General features: G+C 62.8%; 22 protein-coding genes and 1 riboswitch. Of the genes, 9 read left to right on the forward strand and 13 right to left on the reverse strand.

Features of this window, described 5'->3' with window-relative positions; genetic code table 11:
- Window positions 1-375: 375 nt before the first annotated feature.
- Both Q7P63_03395 and Q7P63_03400 read right to left on the reverse strand, forming a co-directional pair.
- Window positions 376-1,662: an aminotransferase class V-fold PLP-dependent enzyme gene (locus tag Q7P63_03395; protein ID MDP0499122.1), complete on the reverse strand. Its 1,287-nt coding sequence runs from the start codon at window positions 1,660-1,662 to the stop codon at window positions 376-378.
- A gap of 146 nt (window positions 1,663-1,808) precedes the next feature.
- Complete coding sequence (locus tag Q7P63_03400; GenBank protein ID MDP0499123.1) at window positions 1,809-2,768, reverse strand: class II aldolase/adducin family protein; 960 nt, start codon at window positions 2,766-2,768, stop codon at window positions 1,809-1,811.
- 73 nt (window positions 2,769-2,841) lie between these two features.
- Here Q7P63_03400 and Q7P63_03405 point away from each other — a divergent pair, with 73 nt between their 5' ends.
- Window positions 2,842-3,618 (forward strand): DeoR/GlpR family DNA-binding transcription regulator, encoded by a 777-nt coding sequence (locus Q7P63_03405; GenBank protein ID MDP0499124.1) that lies wholly within the window; start codon window positions 2,842-2,844, stop codon window positions 3,616-3,618.
- A 57-nt stretch (window positions 3,619-3,675) separates the two neighbouring features.
- Window positions 3,676-4,707, forward strand: coding sequence for a hemolysin family protein (locus Q7P63_03410; GenBank protein MDP0499125.1), 1,032 nt, complete (start codon window positions 3,676-3,678; stop codon window positions 4,705-4,707).
- Window positions 4,708-4,771: 64 nt separating this feature from the next.
- On the opposite strand, the gene Q7P63_03415 is transcribed toward Q7P63_03410, so the two are convergent.
- From Q7P63_03415 to Q7P63_03425, 3 genes are read right to left on the reverse strand one after another with little or no spacing between them, the layout of a single operon-like run.
- Window positions 4,772-5,569 carry a hypothetical protein gene (locus Q7P63_03415; protein MDP0499126.1) on the reverse strand — a complete coding sequence of 266 codons (798 nt, stop codon included), beginning with the start codon at window positions 5,567-5,569 and terminating at the stop codon, window positions 4,772-4,774.
- A 47-nt stretch (window positions 5,570-5,616) separates the two neighbouring features.
- On the reverse strand, window positions 5,617-6,843 hold the full coding sequence (locus tag Q7P63_03420; protein MDP0499127.1) for an RNA polymerase sigma factor: 1,227 nt from the start codon (window positions 6,841-6,843) through the stop codon (window positions 5,617-5,619).
- A 4-nt stretch (window positions 6,844-6,847) separates the two neighbouring features.
- Complete coding sequence (locus tag Q7P63_03425; GenBank protein MDP0499128.1) at window positions 6,848-7,249, reverse strand: YciI family protein; 402 nt, start codon at window positions 7,247-7,249, stop codon at window positions 6,848-6,850.
- Window positions 7,250-7,476: 227 nt separating this feature from the next.
- Here Q7P63_03425 and Q7P63_03430 point away from each other — a divergent pair, with 227 nt between their 5' ends.
- A complete protein-coding gene (locus Q7P63_03430; protein ID MDP0499129.1) occupies window positions 7,477-8,967 on the forward strand; it encodes an MFS transporter in 1,491 nt (496 codons plus the stop codon).
- 57 nt (window positions 8,968-9,024) lie between these two features.
- Here Q7P63_03430 and Q7P63_03435 read toward each other — a convergent pair whose 3' ends face one another.
- Both Q7P63_03435 and Q7P63_03440 read right to left on the reverse strand, forming a co-directional pair.
- Window positions 9,025-9,264 carry a GxxExxY protein gene (locus Q7P63_03435; protein ID MDP0499130.1) on the reverse strand — a complete coding sequence of 80 codons (240 nt, stop codon included), beginning with the start codon at window positions 9,262-9,264 and terminating at the stop codon, window positions 9,025-9,027.
- A gap of 58 nt (window positions 9,265-9,322) precedes the next feature.
- Window positions 9,323-10,351, reverse strand: coding sequence for an aspartate-semialdehyde dehydrogenase (locus tag Q7P63_03440; GenBank protein ID MDP0499131.1), 1,029 nt, complete (start codon window positions 10,349-10,351; stop codon window positions 9,323-9,325).
- Between Q7P63_03440 and Q7P63_03445 the strand changes: the two genes are divergently transcribed.
- Complete coding sequence (locus Q7P63_03445) at window positions 10,345-10,908, forward strand: L,D-transpeptidase (protein ID MDP0499132.1); 564 nt, start codon at window positions 10,345-10,347, stop codon at window positions 10,906-10,908. The genes Q7P63_03440 and Q7P63_03445 overlap by 7 nt on opposite strands.
- Window positions 10,909-10,911: 3 nt before the next feature.
- Here the strand turns inward: Q7P63_03445 and hemW are convergent, their stop codons facing one another.
- Complete coding sequence (gene hemW, locus Q7P63_03450; protein ID MDP0499133.1) at window positions 10,912-12,072, reverse strand: radical SAM family heme chaperone HemW; 1,161 nt, start codon at window positions 12,070-12,072, stop codon at window positions 10,912-10,914.
- 25 nt (window positions 12,073-12,097) lie between these two features.
- On the opposite strand from hemW, the gene Q7P63_03455 reads away from it, so the two are divergent.
- Window positions 12,098-13,018 (forward strand): hypothetical protein, encoded by a 921-nt coding sequence (locus Q7P63_03455; GenBank protein ID MDP0499134.1) that lies wholly within the window; start codon window positions 12,098-12,100, stop codon window positions 13,016-13,018.
- Between the two features lie 76 nt (window positions 13,019-13,094).
- Here Q7P63_03455 and Q7P63_03460 read toward each other — a convergent pair whose 3' ends face one another.
- Complete coding sequence (locus Q7P63_03460) at window positions 13,095-14,078, reverse strand: aldo/keto reductase (GenBank protein ID MDP0499135.1); 984 nt, start codon at window positions 14,076-14,078, stop codon at window positions 13,095-13,097.
- Window positions 14,079-14,195: 117 nt separating this feature from the next.
- Here Q7P63_03460 and Q7P63_03465 point away from each other — a divergent pair, with 117 nt between their 5' ends.
- Window positions 14,196-14,654: a ribosomal protein L7/L12 gene (locus Q7P63_03465; GenBank protein MDP0499136.1), complete on the forward strand. Its 459-nt coding sequence runs from the start codon at window positions 14,196-14,198 to the stop codon at window positions 14,652-14,654.
- 39 nt (window positions 14,655-14,693) lie between these two features.
- Entirely contained in the window at window positions 14,694-15,395 is a 702-nt protein-coding gene (ubiE, locus tag Q7P63_03470; GenBank protein MDP0499137.1) for a bifunctional demethylmenaquinone methyltransferase/2-methoxy-6-polyprenyl-1,4-benzoquinol methylase UbiE, read from the forward strand.
- A gap of 21 nt (window positions 15,396-15,416) precedes the next feature.
- Here ubiE and Q7P63_03475 read toward each other — a convergent pair whose 3' ends face one another.
- Together Q7P63_03475 and glpQ are read right to left on the reverse strand one after the other, a co-directional pair.
- Window positions 15,417-15,812 carry a hypothetical protein gene (locus Q7P63_03475; protein ID MDP0499138.1) on the reverse strand — a complete coding sequence of 132 codons (396 nt, stop codon included), beginning with the start codon at window positions 15,810-15,812 and terminating at the stop codon, window positions 15,417-15,419.
- Between the two features lie 13 nt (window positions 15,813-15,825).
- Window positions 15,826-16,860, reverse strand: a complete 1,035-nt coding sequence (gene glpQ / locus Q7P63_03480) for a glycerophosphodiester phosphodiesterase (protein MDP0499139.1) — start codon at window positions 16,858-16,860, stop codon at window positions 15,826-15,828.
- 163 nt (window positions 16,861-17,023) lie between these two features.
- Between glpQ and Q7P63_03485 the strand changes: the two genes are divergently transcribed.
- Window positions 17,024-17,656 carry an ATP-dependent Clp protease proteolytic subunit gene (locus tag Q7P63_03485; protein MDP0499140.1) on the forward strand — a complete coding sequence of 211 codons (633 nt, stop codon included), beginning with the start codon at window positions 17,024-17,026 and terminating at the stop codon, window positions 17,654-17,656.
- Between the two features lie 75 nt (window positions 17,657-17,731).
- On the opposite strand, the gene Q7P63_03490 is transcribed toward Q7P63_03485, so the two are convergent.
- A complete protein-coding gene (locus Q7P63_03490) occupies window positions 17,732-19,420 on the reverse strand; it encodes a TIGR03790 family protein (protein MDP0499141.1) in 1,689 nt (562 codons plus the stop codon).
- Between the two features lie 105 nt (window positions 19,421-19,525).
- Window positions 19,526-19,611: riboswitch (Fluoride riboswitch) on the forward strand.
- 123 nt (window positions 19,612-19,734) lie between these two features.
- On the opposite strand from Q7P63_03490, the gene Q7P63_03495 reads away from it, so the two are divergent.
- Entirely contained in the window at window positions 19,735-21,102 is a 1,368-nt protein-coding gene (locus Q7P63_03495; GenBank protein MDP0499142.1) for a voltage-gated chloride channel family protein, read from the forward strand.
- Here the strand turns inward: Q7P63_03495 and Q7P63_03500 are convergent.
- On the reverse strand, window positions 21,080-22,084 hold the full coding sequence (locus tag Q7P63_03500) for an N-acetylmuramoyl-L-alanine amidase (protein ID MDP0499143.1): 1,005 nt from the start codon (window positions 22,082-22,084) through the stop codon (window positions 21,080-21,082). The two genes, Q7P63_03495 and Q7P63_03500, sit on opposite strands and share 23 nt — an antisense overlap.
- Window positions 22,085-22,153: the final 69 nt, after the last annotated feature.

The raw sequence follows: 22,153 nt of genomic DNA on the forward strand, positions 1-22,153 counted from the left end.
GATTAAGCCAGGACGCTTCGAGCGATCCCTGCTCGGCGATGAACTTCGCTCCGACATCGGAGCGGTTCCAGACGCAAAATGATCTCTCCCGAAGCTTCAGCGGGGCCGGTGGCCACCGGCCCCGCTGATCCCTGGCCCCCCCAAGCCTGCCAACAGGCTGAGGCCATCGCCAATCTCTTCTTGAGCAGGCCAGATGGCCATACCCGCAGAAGATTCCCGGCAAAATCTGAACACACGGAAACCTACAAGGCGCAAAGTAGGGATTTCGATTCCCTTTACTTCGGGTGTTGAGAAGAGAGGCTCAAGCTTCAATGAATTTCGTGGCGGCTCTGCGGCTTGGCGTGAGGCCCAATCCCGAACCAGAACGAAGCAAACTTATAGCTTCCTAGCGGCGTCTTCCATCGCGACCTTCATCAGGTCGAGGTGGCGCAGGGGGGTCGGCAGGCCGGGGGTGACGCGCACGCCTTTGACGACCGGGTGGTCCACGCCGGCGATGAGGATGTTGTGCTTGTCCCAGAGGAAGTCACCGAGCTGCTTGGGGGTCGCACCCCGCACGCCCACGTTGGAGATCGCGACGTAGCGGGAGGGGTCGGTCGGCGTGTTGAAGTAGATGCGGTCGTGGTCGCGGAAGTCCTGCGTCCAGTAGGTGTTGAGGTAGCGCAGGCGCTCTTCCTTCGCCTTGCCCCCGATCTGCTTGTGAAACTCGATGGCGGTACGCAGCCCGCGGTGGTGGTTGTAGGGGCGCGTGCCCAGCTCTTCCAGCTTGCGGATGTCGTCCACCTTTTTGCCGGTGTCGGCCATCAGCGGCCAGATCTTCTCGATCTTCTCCCGCTTTACGTAGAGCATGCCGAGGCCCACGGGAGAGCACAGCCACTTGTGCAGGCTCGTGCCGAGGTAGTCGCAACCAAGATCCTCGATCTTGTAGTCGATGTGGGCAAAGGCATGGGCGGAGTCGACCAGCACCTCGACGCCGTGGCGGTGGGCCATGTCGCAAATCTTGCGCACCGGCAAGATGTGTCCGGTGATGTTGATCAGGTGGGTGACGTGGAGCAGCTTCGTCCGGGGCGTGATCGCACGCTCCCAGATGGCCACGATCTCGTCGTCGCTCTTCGGATCGAGCGGGATGGCCACCTGCTTGAGCACCACGCCGTAGCGCTTCGCCTTCTGCTCCATCGACTCGACCATGCTGCCGTAATCCTGGTCGGAGTAGACGATCTCGTCGCCCCGCTCCATATCCAGGCCGTTGACGATGATGTTCATCGACTCGGTCGTGTTGCGCGTGATGCAGATTTCTTCCGTCGAAACCCCCGCGAGGGCGGCGAGGTCGGTCCGAGCTTCCTCCAACTCGTCGTGCATCTCCCGACGCATGAAATAGGAGCCTCCGGAATTGATGTCGCGCGCGCCACGCACCGTCGTCTCCAGCGTGGAGAGGGCGGAGGGGCAGAAGTAGCCGTATTCGAGGTTGACGAAATCAGGACGCGGCGCGAACTCACGGCGCACGCGCTGCCAGAACAGTTCGTCCTTGGCCAGCGCGAGCGGAGCCTTGCCTCCCGTGTCGATCGGACCGGCGGCAGCCGACAAATCGGAGGCCAACCAGCCTCGGCTCATACCCACGGCCAACCCACCCACGGCGGCCGTCTTGAAGAAATTGCGACGGAGCATAAGCGGCAGCTCCAGCACAATATGCACCATCGCCGCTAATCGGCTCCATCAGCCCCGGAATTGAGCAAAAGCGAACATTTTTAGCGATTCAACTACCCTACATGCGCACAATTCTGCACAGATAGGGGCGGAGAAGGCCTACTCAACTACGCCTCGTCCGTACCGACAAAGCCTGCCTGGAAGTTGCTGGTGTCGCGCAGCTCGTCGTCGCGGAGGGTAAAGCGGCGGTCGTCCATGCCGTAACGGCGGCGCAGCTCCAGCAAGTCGCGCGCGTGAGGGCCGGAGATGGGCGTCAAAGGCTTGCCGAGCTGGGAGGATACCCAAACCGTGCGGCAGTAGACGTCGGTATTCTCCAGCTTCCAGTAAGCGTCCTCGATGTTGCGGCCCCAGGTGATGACACCGTGGTTTTCCATCAGGATCGACATGTGCTGGCGCGCAGTCTGGCCGATCAGCTCCGCAATCTCGGGTTCGCCGGGGGTGGCGTAGCGGCACATGCCGATCTCGCCGAGAAACACTTCCGCCTCCGGGATGAGGTAGCTGGGCGGCTGCACCTTGGCGACGGCGAAGGCGGTGGCGTGCGCCGGGTGGCCGTGGCAGCAGGCCAACGCGAGCGGCTGGTGGCGCATGATGCCAAGGTGGGTCTTGCACTCGCTGGTGCGGCGGCGGGTGCCCGCCAGCTGGTTGCCCTGCAGGTCCACGAGGCAGATGTCTTCGGGCTCCATGAAGCCCTTGGAGATCATGGTGGCGGTGGAGAGCACGAGGCTATCCCCCACCCGCACGGTGAGGTTACCGCCATTGCCGTCGGTATATTCGCGCTCCCACATGCGGCGGCCAATGTCGCACATCCAGCGCTTCTGGGCCTCGATCCGGGCCGAGTGGAAAAAGTCCTGAATGTCGGCCGGCGTCTGCGGATCGGACCCCGGCTCCCAGGTAAACTTGTAGTCGATGACCGAGGGGCGCGCCCCCACAGTGTCGTCGATCGCGCCCCGCTCGCGCATCAGCCGGGCGGCGTCGCGGGTCAGGCGCACGCCGGGGGGCAAATCATTGAGCTTGAGGCCCGCCGCCAGCACGGCCTCGACATCTTCCACCGTATAGAGCATACTCATCGCCAAGATAGTTCAGGGTCCAATCAACCGCTTTTATGATCGAATTCAATCATAAAGCAGTCCCATCTTCGTCATGCGCCAGCCTCAACAAGTAATTGATCAACGCCGCCGCGAGCTGGCCGAAGCCATCCGGCGCGAGCGCTTCATCCCGGTGGCGGAGGTGTGCCGCCGCTTCGGCATCTCCGAAGCTACGGCCCGCCGCGACTTGCGTTTCCTCGAAAAACACGAGCAGATCAAGCGGCACTTCGGCGGCGCGTTGATGGATTTCGACCGCGACTTCGACTCGTTTCAGCAACGCGTGCGCAAGCGTGAGCCAGAGAAGCGGCGTATTGCCGACCGCTGCGCCGAGTTTGTCGAAGACGGCATGACGTGCTTTCTGGACGCCGGCTCGGCTATTTATTACGTAGCCAGCGCCCTCTGCCGCCGCGATTTCGAATCGCTCGCGGTGGTGACGAACAACATCGCGGTCGCCGAGCTGCTGGGCGAAGAGCCGGGCATCCACACCATCCTCTCCGGCGGGCGCTATTTTGGCCGACAATCCGCCCTGCTGGGGCGCGAGGCCAAGGCGCACCTGAAGGATTACCAGTTCGACCTCTGCCTGTTGGGGGCCGAAGCGATGAACGAGCGTGGCATCTGGAATTCCGACGCCGAGATCGTGGAGCTGCAGCAGGCCGTGATCGAGCAGAGCAAGCGAGCGCTCTTTGCCCTCGATGCCAGCAAGTGGAACCGAACGGCAGGCGAATTCCTCTGCCCGTGGCTCTCGCTCGACTACCTCGTGACGGACTTGCCCCACGCAGAGTTTGCCGAAGGCGGCGGAGGCTTGCCGGCTGAGCGCTACCTGGCGGTTTAGCAACCGTTCGCCATGCCTTGAGATTTGAGCAGAGCCGGCTACCTTGCCCTGCAACAGATGACTCTCCTCATCCTCTACCTGACTCTGGCGGTTGCCGTTTCATTCTTGTGTTCCATTCTCGAAGCCGTGCTGCTCTCGCTCACGCCCTCGTTCATTTCCGCGACCAAGGAGGCAGGCAAGCGCTCAGGCAAGATGCTGGACGACCTGAAGCGCGACGTGGACCGCCCGCTAGCCGCGATCCTCAGCCTCAACACGATTGCGCACACCGTCGGCGCAGCAGGCGTGGGCGCACAGGCGCACGTGGTCTTCCACAGCGTGCCGGTATCCGTCATCTCCGGCGTGCTGACGCTGATCATCCTCGTTTTTTCGGAGATCATCCCCAAGACCATCGGAGCCACCTACTGGCGCGCTCTCGCCGTATCTTCCGCCTACTGCATCCATTGGTTGACGATCCTCCTGTGGCCGCTGGTCGTGCTTTCGCAGGGGATTTCCAAGATGTTGCGCCCGGGCAAGGCCGAGGCCGCCATCAGCCGCGACGAAATGTTTGCCATGGCCGAGCTGGGACACCAGGAGGGCGTGATCGACAGCTCCGACGCTCAGGCCCTGCGCAGCATCGTGCAATTCCAGACCCTGAAGGTCCACGACGTGTTCACGCCCCGCACGGTGGCGGTGATCCTGAAATCGCGGTGCACGGTCCGCGAAGTGATGGACCAGACGCCGGATCTCACCTACTCGCGTTATCCAGTGATGAGCGAGGGCGACACCATCGCCGGTTACGTGCTGAAGAGCGACATCCTCGTGGCGGCCGCCAACGACGAGTGGGACCGCCCGATCGACGATTTTGTGCGCAAGGTACTGGTGATGCCGGAAAACCTGACGCTGAAGCGCGCATTCTCACGCTTCCTGCGCCAGCGCGACCACTTGGCCGTGGTGGTGGACGAGTTTGGCAGCTTTGCCGGCGTATTAACGCTGGAGGATGTGATCGAATCCCTCATCGGCCACGAAATCATGGACGAGGCCGACGACGTGGAAGACTTGCGCGAACTCGCCCGCCAAGCCTCTCCCTATCGCGAGCAAAGCGGAGCGTAAGAGACAAAAAAGGCCATCTCCGCAGTTGGGAAATGGCCTGAAAATCATCAAAAAGCGGCGCGAACTACGCCTGTTTGCGCCAGCGGCGCAGCCCGAGGCCAAACAGACCGGCCAAGCCCAGCGCGAGGCCCGTCTCCGCCGGTTCGGGCACCACCGGAGCCACTTCGCCCGCACGGAAGGAGTCGAAGGCCGTTACAGGGGTACCATCGCCCCCCGCATCCACGTAGAAGAACGCGAACAGGTTTTCCGCACCCGCCAACGCAGGGTTGTCGAGCGTATAGGAGCTGGAGAAGAGCACATCCCCCAGCGTCCCATCGGCAGCCGACCGCTGGAGCAGTATATCGACGGTAAAGCTGTCTGCGCCGATGTAGAGGAGCGACAGTGACGAGTAATACCAGTCACCCGCCTCCAAAACGTCACTGAACGTGTTATAGCGGCTCCAGTCCTGCTCTACCGTCGTATAATTTGCCAGATACACTTCCGAGATAGAGCTATTGAGCAGGAACATGGGATCCATCGCGTAGCCACCTACACTGCTCACGCTGTCGGTGAAGCCCACCCCGGCAAAGTTCGTGTCACCAGTTTGCTGGAAATAGCCGCTGACGGCGTAAGGCGTCCCCGTCGTGAGGGCAAAGCCACTTTGGTAGACAAACGCTTCGCGTCGATCGGCGGAGCTCAAGTCGACGCCGCCCGCGCCGCCAAGACCAGCCGTTGCGCCAACGACGGGCGTGAAGCCGGGGCCGTCGGGGGAGTTGCGGACGAATTGATCCAGATCGGTGGCGTTGTCGAAGTCGATTTCGACAGCGGCGCTCAACGAGGCCGCGATGCTCAAAGACGTAGCGAGCAGAAGCAGGTGTTTCATAAGCGTAGGAAGTTGCGTAAATATCGCAGGACCGGCTTACCTCTTTATCAGTTTCCGCGCTCGTCACAATAAAGTTTCTTATCTATTTGATCCTGTAAATCCCCTCGCCTCCGCTGAAGGAAACGCACTTCCGCCGGGTCGGTAGCCAGAGTGAGAGCCGCTTCGTAGCTGCCCAGCGCTTCGGGCCAGCGACCGAGACGGCGCAGGAGGTCGGCTCGGGCGGCGTGCCAAGGGTGGTAATCATGCAGCGGTAGCCGCTCCAACTCTGCCAGACCCGTCTCGTAGCCGGAAGCCATCGCCACCGCCACCGCGCGGTTGAGCGCGACGACGGGGGATGGATCTCGCCGCACCAGCAGCGTATACAGCGCCACGATTTGCGGCCAATCGGTCGCCTGCACGCTCGGGGCCTCGGCGTGGAGTGCGGCAATCGCAGCCTGCAGGGCGTAGGGGCCGGAGGATTTGCGCAGCACCAGCCCCACCAACCCGATGCCTTCGCGAATCTGCGCCCGGTCCCAGCGCGTCCGGTCCTGCTGCTCCAGCAGCACGATCTCGCCGTTCGCATCCAGACGGGTGGCTTGGCGGGAGTGGTGCAACAACATCAACGCGAGCAGGCCCTGCGCCTCGGCCTCGCGCGGCAACAGCTCGATCAGGTGCCGGGTCAGCCGGATTGCCTGATCGCAAAGCGAAACCTCCGGCACCAGACTGGCGGGGGCCGAGTAGCCAGCGTTGAAGATCAGGTAGAGCACCTTCAACACACGGGTCACGCGCTCCGGCAAAGCCTCCTCCGGCGGGACGGTATAAGGGATGCCCGCGTCGCGAATCTTGGCCTTGGCGCGGGTGAGGCGCTGAGCCATCGTCGGTAGCGGCACGAGAAAGGCGGCGGCCACCTGAGGTGTCGAGAGGCCGCCCAAGGTATTGAGGGTCAACGCCACCTGCGCCTCCGGTGCGAAGGCCGGATGGCAACAGGTGAAGATAAGACGCAGCGTATCGGTGGGCATGGGGCCTTCCTCGGCGGAGGTGAGGGCTTCGGCGATGTCGTGCTGGCGCTCGTTGGCCCAGACGCGGCGGCGGATATGGTCGATGGCCTTGCGCCGGGCCGTCGTGAGCAGCCAAGCCTCCGGCTGCGCAGGCAAGCCCTCGTGGGACCATCGTTGCTGCGCGGCCAGAAAAGCCTCCTGCAGGGCGTCCTCCGCCAGCCCGATATCCCGCACGGTACGAATCAGGCTGGCGAGGATGCGACCGTAGGAGCCTCGATACAGCGTATCCAAGTCCATGCGCCTACCGCGCGACAACCTCTTCCATCGACTTGGGGCAGAACTTGCCGCGCTCGTGGTCGCTCACCACCGGGCGCACCTCCACCGCGATACCCGCCCGCAGCCCCGGAAAGCGGCTGGCAATGGCGATCGCCTCGTCGAGGTTGTCGGCCTGGATCCACTCAAACCCGCCCAGCAGCTCCTTGCTCTCGATGTAAGGCCCGTCAGTCACGAAGGTCTGACCGCCGCGCTGGCGGATCGTGGTAGCAGCCGAAGGGCCATGCAGGCCAGCGAAGTTGAGCGTGTGCCCGCTGCGGACGAGCTCTTCGTGCCAGGCACCGCAATCGCGGTGGATGGCAATGCGTTCTTCCTGCGGCAGCGCGTCGAACGCCTCCCGGTCCAAACAGATCATCAGAAGATATTGCATAGGTTTCCTTGATTCACTCCCTAGACGAACGCGCACCCGCCAAAACGACAGCAGGTGAGAAAAATTTTAATAAGCGCCGCTTTGGGCTGCAAGTGCACACCACCGTTCTAATATTAGAACAAGTCTCCGTTTGCCCCCGGGTGGAGGTTCCCACAACGTGCCAACTGGCGGCGCCGCAACCCCAAGGCAAGCCGCTACCCCACCCCGACCTACCCCTCTCCCTCCTTATGACCGACGCAGCGCACAAACTGCGGTTTCGCGAGAAAGCCGGCTACTCCCTCGGCGACGCTTCCGCCAATTTCGTGTTCCAGACGCTCCTGATCTTCCAGTCGTATTTTTATACCGACGTCTTCGGGATCTCGGCTTCCGCCGCCGCCTGGCTCTTCCTGCTGGTGCGCTTCAGCGATGCCATAACCGACCCGATCATGGGCATTATTGCCGACCGCACGGAAACGCGCTGGGGCAAGTTCCGCCCCTGGATCCTCTGGTCGGCCATTCCGTTTTGCCTCATGTTCTGGCTCGCGTTCACGACGCCCGACTGGGGAGACACCGCCAAGCTCTTCTACGCCTACATCACCTACATCGTGCTGATGATGATGTATACGGTGAACAACGTGCCCTACTCAGCGCTCAACGGGGTGATGACGGCCGACGTGGATGAGCGCACGAGCCTCTCGCAGTTCCGCTTCTTTGCCGCGATGGCCGCCGCGCTGCTCGTGCAGGGCCTCGTGCGCCCGCTGGCGGACAAGTTTGGGCAGGGCGACAACCAGCTTGGCTGGTCGATCACGATGGGGATTTTCGCCGCCGTGGCGCTCGTGTTCTTCGTCATCACGTTTTTCACGACCAAGGAGCGCGTGCGCCCACCCAAGGAGCAGAAGAACTCCATCGCGGCCGACTTCAACGATGCGTTTACCAACCGCCCGTGGCTGACGCTGTTCTTCGCCACGCTAATGATCTTCACCATGCTGTCGTTCCGGGGTGGCTCCTACTCCTATTTCTTCGACTATTACCTGTCGCAGCCTGCCTTGGCCGACTTCGCTCGCGGGCTTGGCCTGGGCGCGCCGGAGGGGCCGCTCAATATCGGGCAGCAGATCCTCAACGCGTTCGGCCTCCTCATCCGCGACGACAATTCCAACGCGGTCTCCGTCGGGTTCGGGTTCTTCAACATGGCAGGCTCGTTCATCACGATCCTGGGGGTGCTGATGTCGAAAAAGCTGTCGGAGTGGTTCGGCAAGCGGCGGGTCTTCACCGTCTCGCTGGCCGCGACGGCGGTGGCTGGCATCCTGCCGTTTTTCCTGCCGGCAGAGCAGGTGACGCTGCACTTCCTCGTCGGCATGCTGTGGTCGCTCTGCTACGGCCCTTCGATCCCGCTCCTGTGGTCGATGATCGGCGATGCGGCGGACTACTCGGAGTGGCGCAACCATCGCCGCTCGACCGCCTTCGTCTTTGCGGGCGTCGTCTTTGCGCTCAAGGCAGGGCTCGGCATCGGCGGATTCCTCGGTGGTCAAGTGCTGGCAGCCTACGGCTATGCGGCGGGCGTGGCCCAAACGGAGACCAGCCTGCTCGGCATCCGCCTCTCCGCCACCGCTTACCCGGCCCTCGCGCTCGGCCTCGCGGCGGTCATCATGCTCTTCTACCCCATCACCAAAGACATGAGCCACCGTATGCAGGCCGAACTCATCGCCCGCCGCCAGCGCGAAGCAAGCGCAGCGACCTGAGCCCGAGGTTCCGCCAGGTCTCCATGCAAAGCTTCTGCCTCTGCGGCAGGAGCTTTTTTATGCCCGGATGCAAAACCTGGTTAACGCGAATTTCCATTCGGCAAAGTAGTCGCCGACGATGTGGCCTTTATAGAAGACCCGAATCGCCTTCTCAGTTTCGCAAGCAAGCCCACGGCTCAGAATTTCGACTTGCAGTGCCTTTTGGTGAACCTTTTCCAGAAAGCCGTAACCAAGTGATCGGTGCACCTCAAAGGCCGCACCGATCACTTCTCGAGTAATGTCTTCGTGCTCCAGCATCAGAAATCCGCGAAAATCCGCGTTTCATCTGCGGCTAGAAAACACGTGATCTGAGGCCTTACGCTTTGGCCGGCACGCGGAGCATGTCGAGCTTGTGCAGCTCTTCCGCGATCTGGACGGCGTTGAGCGCGGCGCCCTTGAGGAGCTGGTCGCCGACGACCCAGAAGGCGAGGCCGTTTTCGAAGGCGGTGTCCTTACGCAGGCGACCGACGCCGCAGTCGTTCATGCCGCTGTAACGCAGGGGCATGGGGTACTGCTTGGCATTCGGCTCGTCGAACAGCTCCACCCCGGCAAAGTCGCGGATGGCCTGACGGGCTTCTTCGAGGTCCACCGGCTCGAAGAACTCGGCGTTGACCGCGATGGAGTGGGCACGGAAGACCGGCACGCGCACGCAAGTGACGGAGCAGGCGAGGTCGCCGAGGCCCATGATCTTGCGGCTCTCGTTGAGCATCTTGAGCTCTTCCTTGGTGTAGCCGTTGTCCGTAAACTTGTCGACCTGCGGGATCAGGTTGAACGCGATCTGATAAGGATAGTGTTCCACCTTCAGCTCTTCGCCCTTGGCGTGGCTCTTCACCTGCTGGTCGAGCTCTTCCATGCCTTCGACTCCGCTGCCGGAGGTGGCCTGGTAGGTCGCGGCGGTGAAGCGGCGCAGCTTGAACTTCTGGTGCAGCGGGTAGAGCCCCATCAGCGTGATGGCGGTCGAGCAGTTCGGGTTGGCGATGATGCCGGTGTGCTCGGCCAGGGCATGGGAGTTGATCTCCGGCACCACGAGGGGCACGGAGGGGTCCATGCGGAAAGCGGAGCTGTTGTCCACCACCACGCAGCCGGCCTCGACCGCGATCGGGCCGAACTTCTCGGAAATGTCGCCCCCGGCGCTGAAGAGCGCGAGATCGAGCTCGCGGAAAATCTCCGGCGTGGTTTCCTCGACCGTGTAAGTGTGTTTGCCAAAAGTCACGGTCTTGCCCGCAGAACGGGCGGAGGCGAACAGGCGCAGCTCCGACATGGGGAAATTGCGCTCATTCAGCAAGCGGATGAACTCTTGACCTACGGCGCCGGTCGCGCCGACGATGCCTACACGGTATGCCATTGGAATGGGAACTATTGTGGGAAACGTATGTTCGAACTTGCCAGAAGTGGCAAATTGAACCCTCGCACCATGCGATTTTCGTGTCACTTGGCCAGCAAATTCTCTGGCGCGTACGGGATGGGCAGCTAATGGCCACCTACCCCGTCAGCTTCAGCCGCAAGCCGGTCTCCTGCACCGCCAACTCCGAAGGCACGCCGTGGGGCCTGCACGCGGTGGCGGAAAAGCATGGCGACGGCGCGGCTCCGGGCACGGTCTTCATCGGCCGCGTGCCGCAGGGGCTCTACTGGGAGCGCGATGACTACGGGCCCGACCAGCCCGCCTACGTCGCCACCCGCATCCTCTGGCTGACGGGCCTGGAGCCGGGCCTGAACCAGGGTGGCAACTGCGACACTTACAAACGCTACGTCTATATTCATGGCACCGTCCACCCCGAGCGTTTCCCGCAGCGCGACTCCAGCGGCTGCCTCCTGCTGCGCGACGACGACCTGATCGCGCTCTTCGACGCCACGCCGGTGGGCACGCACGTCTTGATCGACCGCTACGGAGTAGACGAGTAGCCCCTACTCCAGTGCCTCCAGGATGGCCGTGCCGATGCGGTCGGCCAGCAGGCGACCTTCGAGGGTCAGCGCCACCCGCCGGCCCTCCTGCGTCATCAGGCCTTCCTCGGTCAAGTCGTCGAACAAGGTGCGGAGGGCATCCGGCAGCGGGAGGCCAAAGCGTGACTCGCGCTCGGCCAGGTCTACCCCCTCGTTCATGCGCAGGCCAAAGACCAGCGCGTCTGCGAGCAGCGACTGCGGGGTCAACGGCACGATCTCCTGCTCCGCCGGTTGGCCGCTTTCGACGCCCTGCAGCCACTGGTCGATATTCGGGGCATTGGTCCAGCGGCGACCGCCAAATTGGCCGGAGGCCGACGGCCCGTAGGCCAGCCACTCGTGCATCGCCCAGGTGTTGAGGTTGTGCCGGCAGGCCCGGCCCGGTCGCGCGAAGTTGGAGATCTCGTATTGCGGCAGCCCCTCGCCCTCCAGCACTTCCCAGGCTCGCGTGTAATAGTCGCTCTCGTCTTCGATGCTCAGCTTGGTCGTCTGGCCCTTCTGCAGCTTCACCCAGAGCGCGGTATCTTCCTCGAAGGTCAGGCAATAGGTGCTGAGGTGTTGGGGCTCCTGGCGCAAGGCCTCGCGCAAATCGGCTTCCCAGCTATCGAGCGTCTGACCGGGCACGGCGAAGATCAGGTCGAGGTTGAGGTTGTCGAAACCGGCGGCGCGGATCAGCTCGATCGCGTGGTAGACCTGCTTGGGCGAGTGCGAGCGGCCCAGCCGGTCGAGCAGCACGGGGTCGAAACTCTGCACGCCCATCGAGATGCGGTTGACGCCCAGCTCGCGCAGCACCTCCAGCTTGTCGGCCTTCACGGTGCTCGGGGCCATCTCGATCGTCCACTCCTGCGGTGGCTGCGGCAGCGCCGCGAGCATGGCCCGGCCAAGGCGCTCCAGATCCTTCGCGGCCAGCAGGCTAGGTGTGCCCCCTCCCCAGAAAACGGTATCGACGGGGCGACTAGGCGGGCGGAGCTGCAATTCGCGCTCGATGCCAGCCAGATAACGGTCCAACTCCTGCCGTTTAGGGGCTTCCTGATAGAAGTTGCAGAAGTCGCACGCGCGGGCGCAAAACGGCACGTGCAGGTAGAGGCCGAGCGGGCGGCAGAATTCAGCTTTTGCTTGCAGAATCATTTGTTCATGGGCTAAGTAGCGAATAATGAAACGCTTTAAAGGCAAAACGTGGGCAGCCCTCGCCGCACTGGCGGCAATCGGCTTTACCCTCAGTGGTTGTAACAACCTCTTCAACAACTACACGCCCACGAAAATCCCGCAGAATGCCTCCGGGATTTACACCTTTTCGTTCGCGGCGAAATTCGACTCCACCAACGTGGTCGAAGACTCCGTGCAGGCGCAGATCGTCATCAATGGCGACACGTATGAGATGTCCCGCCAGCCGGGCAATCCCATGATGTTTACCTATGACTACCGGATGGCCCCGGGCGTCAACAAGGCCAAGTATTACTATATTCTGAAATACGATTATATTAATAGCGGCATTCGCAAAACGGCGATTAAGGATAGCTTTAACGAATCGGGCGATCTCTTTTATGCTGACCTGGCCAACCGCTATGCCATCGAGCTGATCAGCAGCCGCGGCCCCGTCGGTGCCCGCATCGGCCTCACCGGTCGCGGTTTTGCCCCCGGCGATACCGTAGTGGTGGGCGGCACCGAAACCGACACGACCGTCAATACGCCGCGCGACATCGAATTTACCGTGCCCCCGCTCCAGCCGGGCCAGACCTACCCCGTCACCATCCGCACGATGGACGGCGATATGGAGGTCGGCACCTTCCGCGTCGACGCCGCCCAACTGCAAGTGCAGCCCGAAAAGCTGAATCTCTTCACCGGCGAGATCGTACTGATGGTGCTCGAAGTCGGCGGCGAGGCCCCTCCCGGCGGCATGCCCGTCTCAGTGATGACGGACATCCCGGACAGCGTGATCATGCCCGAGGTCGTGATCCCCGCCGGCGCCCGCAGCGTGAACATCAACGTCGAAGGCGGCAGCCCGGGCCGTGGCATTATCCAGTTCGAAGTCCCCGGCTACAACTCGGTCACCGTGCCGATCCAGGTCAACTAAGCTGCCTGGCGTTTCATATTTTCCCACGAAAGAGCCCGCACCAGAAATGGCTGCGGGCTTTTTGATGGCCAGAGCCTCAGTACGGCCCGCGGATGTGCTGCACGACGCGCTGTTGGTAGAAAGTGGCCAACTGCGCGTGCAAGGTCGGCGAAAGCGGCGGAAGGTGCGAGACGGCCGCATTGGCCACGACCTGATCCGGTCGCGATGCGCCAGTAATGATCGTCGTGACCGACGGTTGGTCGAGGATCCAGCGTTGAGCGAACTGGGCCATGGTGTAGCCGTTGGGCACATAGGCCTTCAACTGATCAGCCAGCTCCACCCCTTGCTCGAACGGTAGACCCGCAAAAGTCTCACCCACATTGAAAGCCGCGCCATCTCGGTTGTAGTGGCGGTGGTCCTGCTCCTCGAACCGGGTATCGTAACGCATCTTGCCGGAGAGCAGCCCGCTGGCCAGCGGCAGGCGCACGATGATCGCGACGCCTTGCTGGTGCGCCATTTCCAGCACGCGCTCCACCGGCTTTTGACGGAAGATGTTGAAGATGATCTGCAGCGAGGACAGGTCGCGCTGCTTCAGGGCGCTCAGCGCGTCGTCCATCGACTCGACGCTCGCCCCGAAGGAGCGGATCTTGCCCTCCTCCTTCAGCCTGCGCAGCCACTGGAAGATCTCCCCCTGCTCCACCACCTCGTTGGGGATGCAGTGCAACTGGATCAAGTCGAGCGTATCGATCTGCAGCCGCTGCAGCGACTCCTCGACATGTGCACGCACCTTTGCCTCCGTATACTGGTCGGGGTAAAGGTCGCCCGTGCGCCCCACTTTGGAGGCGATGAAAAAGCGTTCGCGGCCCAGCTCGTTCAGGACTTTGCCGACGAACTTTTCCGATTCGCCCGCGCCGTAGACGTCTGCCGTGTCGAAGAAGGTGATCCCCTGCTCCACCGCAGTGCGCAGGATCTGCTCGGCCTGGCGCGGGGCATTCTGGCCGAAGTCGCCTCCTAGCTGCCAGCAGCCGAGGCCAATTTCAGAAACGGGGGTACCCAGATGATCAAAGATGCGACGTTGCATGAGGTATAAGGGAGTTCGGGTAACTGCCCACAGCCAAAGGCCTGCAGGGGTAAAATGCAAATCCCGATGCCAATCAAGGCTCTTGCCGGAAACACATTGCGCCCTTACAGTTGCGGCGTGGACGAACAAACCCAACAACAGTTGCTGACGGGCGGCCTCTGGATCCTGCTCGCCGTGGTGGCCGTGGTCATCGCCGCCTTTGTCGTGATCCGGGGCAGCCTGGGCGTAAAAAACGCGCGCGTCTCGCCCTTGCTCGAAACGCGGCTGCGGCAACTGGTGGCAGAGGGCCACAAGATCAAGGCGGTAAAGGAACTGCGCGGCAGCACCGGCATGAGCCTGCGCGACGCCAAGCGCCATGTCGACCAACTGGCGGCAAGCGAACCGTTGAGCCCGGCTCCCCAACGCTCCGCCGCCGGCGTACAAATCCCCGCCGACACGCGCGATAAAGCCATCCGCCAGCTTAAGGCGCGCAATAAGATCGGCGCGATCAAGACGGTAAAGGAAGACACCGGACTGGGCCTCGCCGAAGCCAAAAAACTGGTCGAGCAGATCGAAGCCGAGCTACGTGGCAGTTGAGCGGCTTGACTTGCGCACCGGGGCCAGCGAAGGTCGTTTATGCCTGAAGGGAAGGCCGTCCAGTCCATGTTCGCCGGCATTGCCGGGCGCTACGATGTCGCCAACCACCTGCTGAGCTTTGGCGTCGATTACCATTGGCGCAAAGTGCTGGTCAACCGCGTGGCCGCACGCCGTCCGCAGGACGTGGTCGACCTCGCAACCGGCAGCGGCGACGTCGCCTTTGCGCTCAAGAAGCGCCTGGGTGCCGACGTGACCGTGCAGGGTCTCGACTTCTGCGAGCCGATGCTCGACGAGGCCCGCCGCAAGCAAAAAGGCGACGCCTTGACCGAAAGCATCCGCTTTGCCTTTGGCGACTGCCTCAACCTGCCGCTGGCAGACCAGAGCGTCGATGTGATCACGATTTCCTTCGGCCTGCGCAATCTCGAGGACCGCCACCGCGGTCTGCAGGAGATGCGCCGCGCACTGCGCCCGGGCGGTGCCCTGCTCGTGCTGGAGTTTACCCAACCCGACGCCTGGCTGCGCCCCTTCTACTATGCTTACCTGAAAGGGGTGCTACCACTGGTCGCCAAAGCCATCACGAGCGACAAGGGGGCCTACGAATACCTCGGCGGCAGCATCGCGAGCTTCCCCGCCCGCCCGGCCCTCGCCGAAGAGATGCGCGCCGCCGGCTTTGACCACGTCACCTACCGCGGCCTCACCGGCGGCATCGTCGCCCTCCACGAGGCAAGCGTGAAGGGGTAGAGGGGTTACTCGCGCATCAAACTAGCCCAAAATCACCCTTGGAAGCATTAATACCAAGGCGAAGATAACGGCATAAAAAATAGATTCCAGCGAAAATACACCTGAGAAAATGCACGTGTCAGCGCGTGCTTTTGGCAGACTCATGTCATAGTCGATACTTCCAGCAGGCTTAGTTCTAACACTATTATAAAGATCCTGATAACGTCGTGCATATGAAGCTGCCTTCATATCGAGTAACCACACCGTCAAAACTCCCACGTAAGCAAGCGGGCCAATTTGATCTGAGTTTGTTCCAGCAAAAGCGAACAGGGCAATAACGATACCTAGACATATCTTCTTGAAGCCGTAGGAGCGCAATTCATAAGCTGAAATTTCACTCCGGATGTAGTCGAGATGTTTTTCTTTCGGATTACTCATCGACAGATGTTATCTATCGCAGCCGAACTTCGCCAAGAGGCTGCCCGCCTTTCTTTACCCAATAATTCACCGCGTCGTCGGGGAAGTCGGTGAAGAGGCCGTCGATGGCGGCGGTGTGAAAGAGCAGCTTGAAGAGGTCGTCTTCGCTGATGCCGTCGGGCAGACTGTCGCGGCGGAGCGTGTAGGGGTGGATGACGAGGCCCGCGCGATGGGCGTCGGCGGTAAGCGGTAGAGGGCGGTAGGTGCCGTCTTCGTCTGGCGCGATCACTTGGCCGATGGAAGGGCCGAGACCGTTGGCATAGGTGGCCACCTGTTTCAGCCCATCTGGCGTTTGCATGGCGGCAAAGTCGTCTTGCGGGTCGCCTTCGCTACCGGGGCGGCCGATGAGTTGCACCAGCGGCAGCTCGCAGCCTGCCTCGCGCAGTTGTTTGAGCGCGCCGGATTCAAAGCACTGGATGTAGCACTTGTCGTCGGCCTGCGCGTAGCCATAACGGGCGAGCAGCTCCGCAACGATGGCGGCGATGTCCTGCCCTTCGCGGGTGTGAAAGGTCGGCTGCTTGAGCTCGACGTAGAGGCCCGCATTGCGTCCGGTCGTGCGGTTGAGGCGTTGGATGAAGTCGATCTCTTCCTCCAGGGTCGGCACCGGCAGGCGGGCCAGGCCGAGACCGAAGCGCTGCGGGAAGACCAGCTCGCCCGTGCGCTCGCTCTGGCGTTCGTGCGCGTTGAGCTGGCGAACCTCGTCGAGCGTGAAGTCGATCGCGTAATAGTGGCCATCTTCGCGGGCGCGCCCGGGGAACTTGGCCTCCACGTCGGTCGTGCCGTCGAGGTGGATGTCGTGGAGGATGATGGGCACGCCGTCTTTGGTCAGCACGACGTCCTGCTCCAGGTAGTCGGCGCCCATGGCGTGGGCGAGGGCTTTGGCCGCCAGAGTGTGCTCGGGCAGGTAGCCACTGGCACCCCGGTGGGCGATGACGATGGGTGATGCTGCCATAAGTCCGAGCGGCAGCGTAAGCAGCGCCAGCACGGCGCGCGAGAGGTTCTTTTTCATGGCAAGGCGGAGGTTGAGAGCTTCCGTGCCTTCCACTCAAACGGCAGGGGCGGAGCGGGCCAGCTTTTTCGCGGTCGATAATGCGTGCTGCTGCCTGTTCTTCGCACCTGATTTCCACGCCAAAGCACTTGCGTAAGTAGCTTCCTGTGGCACTCTTTTCGCTATGAATCCTTTTCCGCGTTTTGACGACGACGATGACGAGTCTCCCGAAGAGACCCCTGAGAAGCTGGAAAAGCCCAAGCCGTCGCACCTGAGCGAAGTCATGCAGCGCAAGTTCCTCGAAGAGCGCAAAATCTTCTTCTGGAGCGACGTGAACGACAAGAGCGCCCGTGTGGCCACCGAGCAGCTCCTCTACCTCGAGGCGATGGACCCGGGCAAGGAGATCACCATCTACCTCAACAGCCCCGGCGGCTCGATCACCGCAGGTATGGCCGTTTACGACACGATGAAGCTGATCACCAGCCCGATTTGCGTCGTGGTGGTGGGCCTCGCCGCGTCGATGGGCTCGATTTTCCTCTGCGGCGGCACCAAGGGCCGTCGCCTGCTCTACCCGCACAGCCGTGTGCTGATCCACCAACCGCTGATCATGGGCACCATGCGCGGCGCGGCGGTGGACATCCACATCCAGGCCCAGGAAATGGAGAAGATCCGCGAAGAGATGAACCGCATCCTCGCCGAAGCCTCCGGTCAGCCGCTGGAGCGCATCCAGCGCGACACCGACCGCGACTTCTACCTCAATGCCAAGGAAGCGATCGAATACGGCCTCGCCGACGAGATCGTGACCCAGGCCATCTAAGAGGCGTCACCTCCGCACTTTGCCGCCCGGTCCGCGAACCTTTCGCGACCGGGCTTTTTTACGTCTGGCTGGCTCTTACGGAGCTGAGTCAGGCGCTGGGTCCATTGCCTTGAAACGCTCCGCCGCTTTCTTGTCCCCCACCTGCTCAGCGCCCGCCGCCGCTCGCTCCACGGCGGCCTTGCGCATTTGCTGGTGCTGAATGGCCGGAATCGCCAGATCGTAGGCCGCGACCGCCCGGTCATCCAGCTTCAAGCGGGCGGCGAGGTCGGCATAGGCCAGCCAGTCGAGCGGCCTGATGCCCGTCGTCTTCAGCTTGGCAGGGTCGATCGTCTTGAGGTAGCGGCGGGCTTCGCCTTCTTCGTTTGCGCGCATGGCCAAGGTGCCGAGAGCGCGGAGCACCATCGGCAGCGGCACGGCCTCGGCTACCCGGCGCCCCAGGCGGTTCGCATCGCCCGATTCACCCACATTGCGCAGGCGGTTGACCTCGCGCACGAGCACGTAGGCATCCAGCTCATTCCAGTCGCGCTCGCGCTTGGCCTCCACAGCTGCCACCTGCGCGGCGAGAGGCACCTGAAAGGGTCGGTAAAGCGGGTCGCCAATCGCCACTCCCTGCCAGCTCAGCACCGGGTAGGAATAGTAGGCAGCATCACCAAAGGTGGCCCCCCGCGCCAAAGCCTCCAGCAAGAGGTCGAAATTATGCGTGTAGGTGAGATAGGGCTCGGAGGTGTTGCCGACGACCGCACTGGCCCCGCGCTCCAGCAGCGGCCCCACCCACTTGTCCTTCCCACGGATCGATTGGGCGGAAAAGCTGTGCAGGTGGGCGGCAATCGCGCCGGGCGCAAAGCGAAACCCGGGTTGCTCGAACATGCCCGTGACATTCTGGGCGTACCACCCGAAATAGATCGCGATGGGCGGCATGACCGTACCAAGCGGGATGACTTCGCGGGCGTCGTTGGCATAAACGGGGTAGTGCAGGTTTTCCGCCACCTTCTGCGCGCCCGTGATCCAGTTGTTGCCCATTTTGAAGCCCCCACCCCGCCCGTCGCGGTCGAAGGCGCTGCAGCCGATCAGCCCGGCAGACTCAGCAGCGACAGTGCGGCGCAGATTTTCGATCACCACCTCTGGCGACGGGCCGTCGAGCCGGGTAACACGGAAAAAGGGCTCCGAGCCGTCGAGGAAGCCGGCCTCCTGCTTGAAAAGCGGGTTCGGGATAAAACCGGCAAGTGGCGCCCCGTCGAGCGGCATCGTCGCCAGCTCGGAATCGACCGAAGCGCGGGTGACGTCGAGCGGACCGCCCTCGAAGCGCGGGGCGTTGGTGCCGGCGGCATAGCGATTAAAAAACGCCTTGAGCTGCTCGGGATCGCGGAAATCGCGGTTCTCCCCAATCATGTAAGGCACGCCGTAAACGGGCACCAGGTAGCGGACTTGCGAGCTGACGATCTGGGCACGCTCGCGACCGTCCTGCGTTACGTCGCCCAGCAACTGGCCCTTGAGCAGTTCCCGCTCCAGCAGTTGCTTGAGGATCGGGTTGTAGATGTTCTGGACGAAGCCGGTGCGGTCGATGCTGCCCGTAGCGCGTGTGTTGATCGTGACGATGTTTTCGCCCGGGATACCACGCAGTTGCTGGTAAAACTCCGCGACCTGGCGCGAGCCGGGCACGGCTTCGTTTACGACCAGGACTGTGCGGACCGCCCAAGGGTGCGTGACCGCTGCAGAGGCGTAGCTGGCGACCAACAAACAGATCAGGAGGCAAAGGCGCTGCATGGTGGAGACGTTAAGAGGCTTGCCTTCCGCTGGCCAGTCGGAACCCCAGATCGCATCTTCGGCTGCCTGATTTTGAATTTGCCGAACCCGCCGCCAGCCGCCACTCTAGGCGCTGGTAATGGAATTTGCCCTCCTCCGCCCGAGGAAAACCGCCCCCGGCCGTGGCCGACGCTGATGATTCCTACGCGAGACTACGCATCTGGAATCATCATGCCTGTATTTCGAGCCACCCCGCCGACCTGCGCCGCCGCCTCTCGTCGTGAGAGCCGGGCCCAATCGCTCCTGCCAGCGCCCAAACGCTTTTCCCTGCTGTCATGAGATCGCTGCTCGATCTACGCGGCCACTTGGCCAATGTCCTCCAACTGCTGCGCTGGACGCTGCTCGTGATCCCGGTGGGGCTGCTTTCGGGGTCGGCCAGCGCCTTCTTTCTCTGGTCGCTGGAACAGGTGACCGCCACCCAGCAGACGCATCGCTGGCTCTTGCTGCTGCTGCCGGTGGCCGGCATTGCGGTGGGGTTGATTTATACCTGGATCGGCAAATCGGCGGAAGGCGGTAACAACCTGATCCTCGACCGCATCCATGAGCCGGGGGGCGGCGTGCCGGTCCGGATGGCCCCGCTGGTCTTGCTGGGCACCATCGCGACGCACCTTTTTGGTGGCTCGGCCGGGCGCGAGGGCACGGCGGTGCAGATGGGCGGCAGCCTGGCCAGCGCCTTTGGCCGCATCTGCCGTTTTGGGGAAGACAACATGCGGATCCTGCTGCTGGCGGGGGTGGCCGCCGGCTTTGGCTCGGTCTTCGGCACCCCGCTGACGGGGGCAGTCTTTGCGATGGAGGTGCTGGTGATGGGGCGGGTGCGCTACGACGCGCTGATCCCCGTGCTGGTGGCCAGCGTGGTGGGAGACTGGACCTGCTCGGCCTGGGGCATCCACCACACGTCCTACCATATCGCGCTGGAAGCGGATTCCCTGCATGCGCATTTCGATGCCTGGCTGATGGCGAAAATCGTGGTCGCGGCAATCGCTTTCGGGCTCGCGAGCAAGCTGTTTGCGGAGCTGACCCACGGGCTGCAGCAGGTCTTCAAGCGTATCACCCCCTCGGCTGCACTACGGGGCGGGCTGGGCGGCCTGATCGTGATTGCGCTCACGTTTGCACTGGGGACCTACGATTACCTGGGACTGGGCGTGCACGCGCAGGATCCCCATGCCGTGACGCTGATTTCCTCGTTCACCCCCGGAGGGGCCGATACGTGGAGCTGGTGGTGGAAGCTGCTCTTTACCGCCGTGACGCTGGCGGCGGGCTTCAAGGGCGGCGAAGTCACCCCGCTGTTCTTCATCGGGGCAGCCCTGGGCAATACGCTGGCAATCGCTTTCGGCGCGCCGGTCGATCTTTTTGCCGGGCTGGGCTTTATCGCGGTTTTCGCCGGAGCCACCAACACCCCGCTCGCCTGCACCATCATGGGGATCGAGCTGTTTGGCGGCCACTATACCGTGTATTTCGCGCTGGCGTGCTTCGTGGCCTACTTCTTCAGCGGTCACTCAGGCATCTACGCTTCGCAGCGGATCGGCGTTCCGAAGCAGGCTCATCCCGGCTTGCCGCCGGAGGTGCCGCTGCGCGAGGCCTACCGCTACCACCCTCGACCGCGACGGCAGGACGAAGAACCTAGCGACCCCGCAGGCGATTGAGCGTGCGCTGGTAGGTGATCACGCCGTCGGCAATGGCTTCGGCCAGATCCTGGCGGTAGCTGGCGCTGGCGATCTTCGGCCCTTCGCGGGAGCTGGTGACGAAGCCGCCTTCGATCAGCATGCCCGGCATGTTCAAGTCGCGCAGCACGGTGAAGCGGGCCCGCTTGACGCCGCGGTCGGTCGCCTTGGTCTTCTCCGTCATCGCGCGCTGCACGTAATAACCGGCCAGCATGTTCCAGGTGTCGCTGCGGTTGCCGGCATAGGTGCGGCGGTCGCTGGAGTGCAGGCTGCCGCGGCTGGACGAGGGCATGTTTTGCGCGGTAAAGACGTAAGTCTCCATCCCTTGGACGGAGGAGGAGCCGACGGCGTTGAAGTGGAGGGAGATAAAGAGGTCGGCCCCCGCGTCGTTGGCTTTACTGGAACGCGTGCTCAAAGGTAGGTAGACATCGCTGTCGCGCGTGAGCACGACGTCGTAGCCTTGGGCGGCCAGCAGCTTTTGCAGGCGCTTGGCCACATCGAGCACAGCATCTTTTTCGTTGAGCTTGAGGCCGGTGTTCTGCGCTCCCGGGTCTTTGCCGCCGTGCCCGGGGTCGATCACGATGCGGTAGAGCTTGGGCACGTCTTTGAAGACCTGGGGCGTGAGCACGGGCTGCAGCGTCTTCTCGTAGTCGACCTCGCTCATGTAGAGGTCGCCCTTGGAAGGGGCGATGGGCCAGCCGAGGTTGATCGCAGTGCCGTTGAGCGTGAAGTCGCGACGGTTGATGGTGTATTCCATCGTCGTCCACTGGCTCTTCAGGCGCAGGCGCTCACCTCTTTTCAACCATTGGGCCTCCATACCGAGGCTGCCGCCCACCTCGCTGAGCGAGACGTAGTCGATCCCGTTGATGCGGGCCGTCTTGACCGCGTGCAGTGCGGGCCCCAGGCAGAGGATAAGGACAGCCAGCCACCAGGCTAGCCAGTTCCGGTCGGGCCGTCGTTGCATAGCGTCAGAGTGTCTGAGACGCACGCCGTCGCAAGCAAATCCGTTGAATTTGGGGCTCGAACCCACTGC

Source organism: Verrucomicrobiota bacterium JB022 (assembly GCA_030673845.1).
Lineage (GTDB): Bacteria > Verrucomicrobiota > Verrucomicrobiia > Opitutales > Oceanipulchritudinaceae > WOUP01.

What these genes read in the sequence shown, in the direction of transcription:
- Q7P63_03395 (MDP0499122.1), bottom strand. Translation starts at nt 1,662, where the DNA reads ATGCTCCGTCGCAATTTCTTCAAGACGGCCGCCGTGGGTGGGTTGGCC.
- Q7P63_03400 (MDP0499123.1), bottom strand. Translation starts at nt 2,768, where the DNA reads ATGAGTATGCTCTATACGGTGGAAGATGTCGAGGCCGTGCTGGCGGCG.
- Q7P63_03405 (MDP0499124.1), top strand. Translation starts at nt 2,842, where the DNA reads ATGCGCCAGCCTCAACAAGTAATTGATCAACGCCGCCGCGAGCTGGCC.
- Q7P63_03410 (MDP0499125.1), top strand. Translation starts at nt 3,676, where the DNA reads ATGACTCTCCTCATCCTCTACCTGACTCTGGCGGTTGCCGTTTCATTC.
- Q7P63_03415 (MDP0499126.1), bottom strand. Translation starts at nt 5,569, where the DNA reads ATGAAACACCTGCTTCTGCTCGCTACGTCTTTGAGCATCGCGGCCTCG.
- Q7P63_03420 (MDP0499127.1), bottom strand. Translation starts at nt 6,843, where the DNA reads ATGGACTTGGATACGCTGTATCGAGGCTCCTACGGTCGCATCCTCGCC.
- Q7P63_03425 (MDP0499128.1), bottom strand. Translation starts at nt 7,249, where the DNA reads ATGCAATATCTTCTGATGATCTGTTTGGACCGGGAGGCGTTCGACGCG.
- Q7P63_03430 (MDP0499129.1), top strand. Translation starts at nt 7,477, where the DNA reads ATGACCGACGCAGCGCACAAACTGCGGTTTCGCGAGAAAGCCGGCTAC.
- Q7P63_03435 (MDP0499130.1), bottom strand. Translation starts at nt 9,264, where the DNA reads ATGCTGGAGCACGAAGACATTACTCGAGAAGTGATCGGTGCGGCCTTT.
- Q7P63_03445 (MDP0499132.1), top strand. Translation starts at nt 10,345, where the DNA reads ATGCCATTGGAATGGGAACTATTGTGGGAAACGTATGTTCGAACTTGC.
- Q7P63_03440 (MDP0499131.1), bottom strand. Translation starts at nt 10,351, where the DNA reads ATGGCATACCGTGTAGGCATCGTCGGCGCGACCGGCGCCGTAGGTCAA.
- hemW (MDP0499133.1), bottom strand. Translation starts at nt 12,072, where the DNA reads ATGATTCTGCAAGCAAAAGCTGAATTCTGCCGCCCGCTCGGCCTCTAC.
- Q7P63_03455 (MDP0499134.1), top strand. Translation starts at nt 12,098, where the DNA reads ATGAAACGCTTTAAAGGCAAAACGTGGGCAGCCCTCGCCGCACTGGCG.
- Q7P63_03460 (MDP0499135.1), bottom strand. Translation starts at nt 14,078, where the DNA reads ATGCAACGTCGCATCTTTGATCATCTGGGTACCCCCGTTTCTGAAATT.
- ubiE (MDP0499137.1), top strand. Translation starts at nt 14,694, where the DNA reads ATGCCTGAAGGGAAGGCCGTCCAGTCCATGTTCGCCGGCATTGCCGGG.
- Q7P63_03475 (MDP0499138.1), bottom strand. Translation starts at nt 15,812, where the DNA reads ATGAGTAATCCGAAAGAAAAACATCTCGACTACATCCGGAGTGAAATT.
- glpQ (MDP0499139.1), bottom strand. Translation starts at nt 16,860, where the DNA reads ATGAAAAAGAACCTCTCGCGCGCCGTGCTGGCGCTGCTTACGCTGCCG.
- Q7P63_03485 (MDP0499140.1), top strand. Translation starts at nt 17,024, where the DNA reads ATGAATCCTTTTCCGCGTTTTGACGACGACGATGACGAGTCTCCCGAA.
- Q7P63_03490 (MDP0499141.1), bottom strand. Translation starts at nt 19,420, where the DNA reads ATGCAGCGCCTTTGCCTCCTGATCTGTTTGTTGGTCGCCAGCTACGCC.
- Q7P63_03495 (MDP0499142.1), top strand. Translation starts at nt 19,735, where the DNA reads ATGAGATCGCTGCTCGATCTACGCGGCCACTTGGCCAATGTCCTCCAA.
- Q7P63_03500 (MDP0499143.1), bottom strand. Translation starts at nt 22,084, where the DNA reads ATGCAACGACGGCCCGACCGGAACTGGCTAGCCTGGTGGCTGGCTGTC.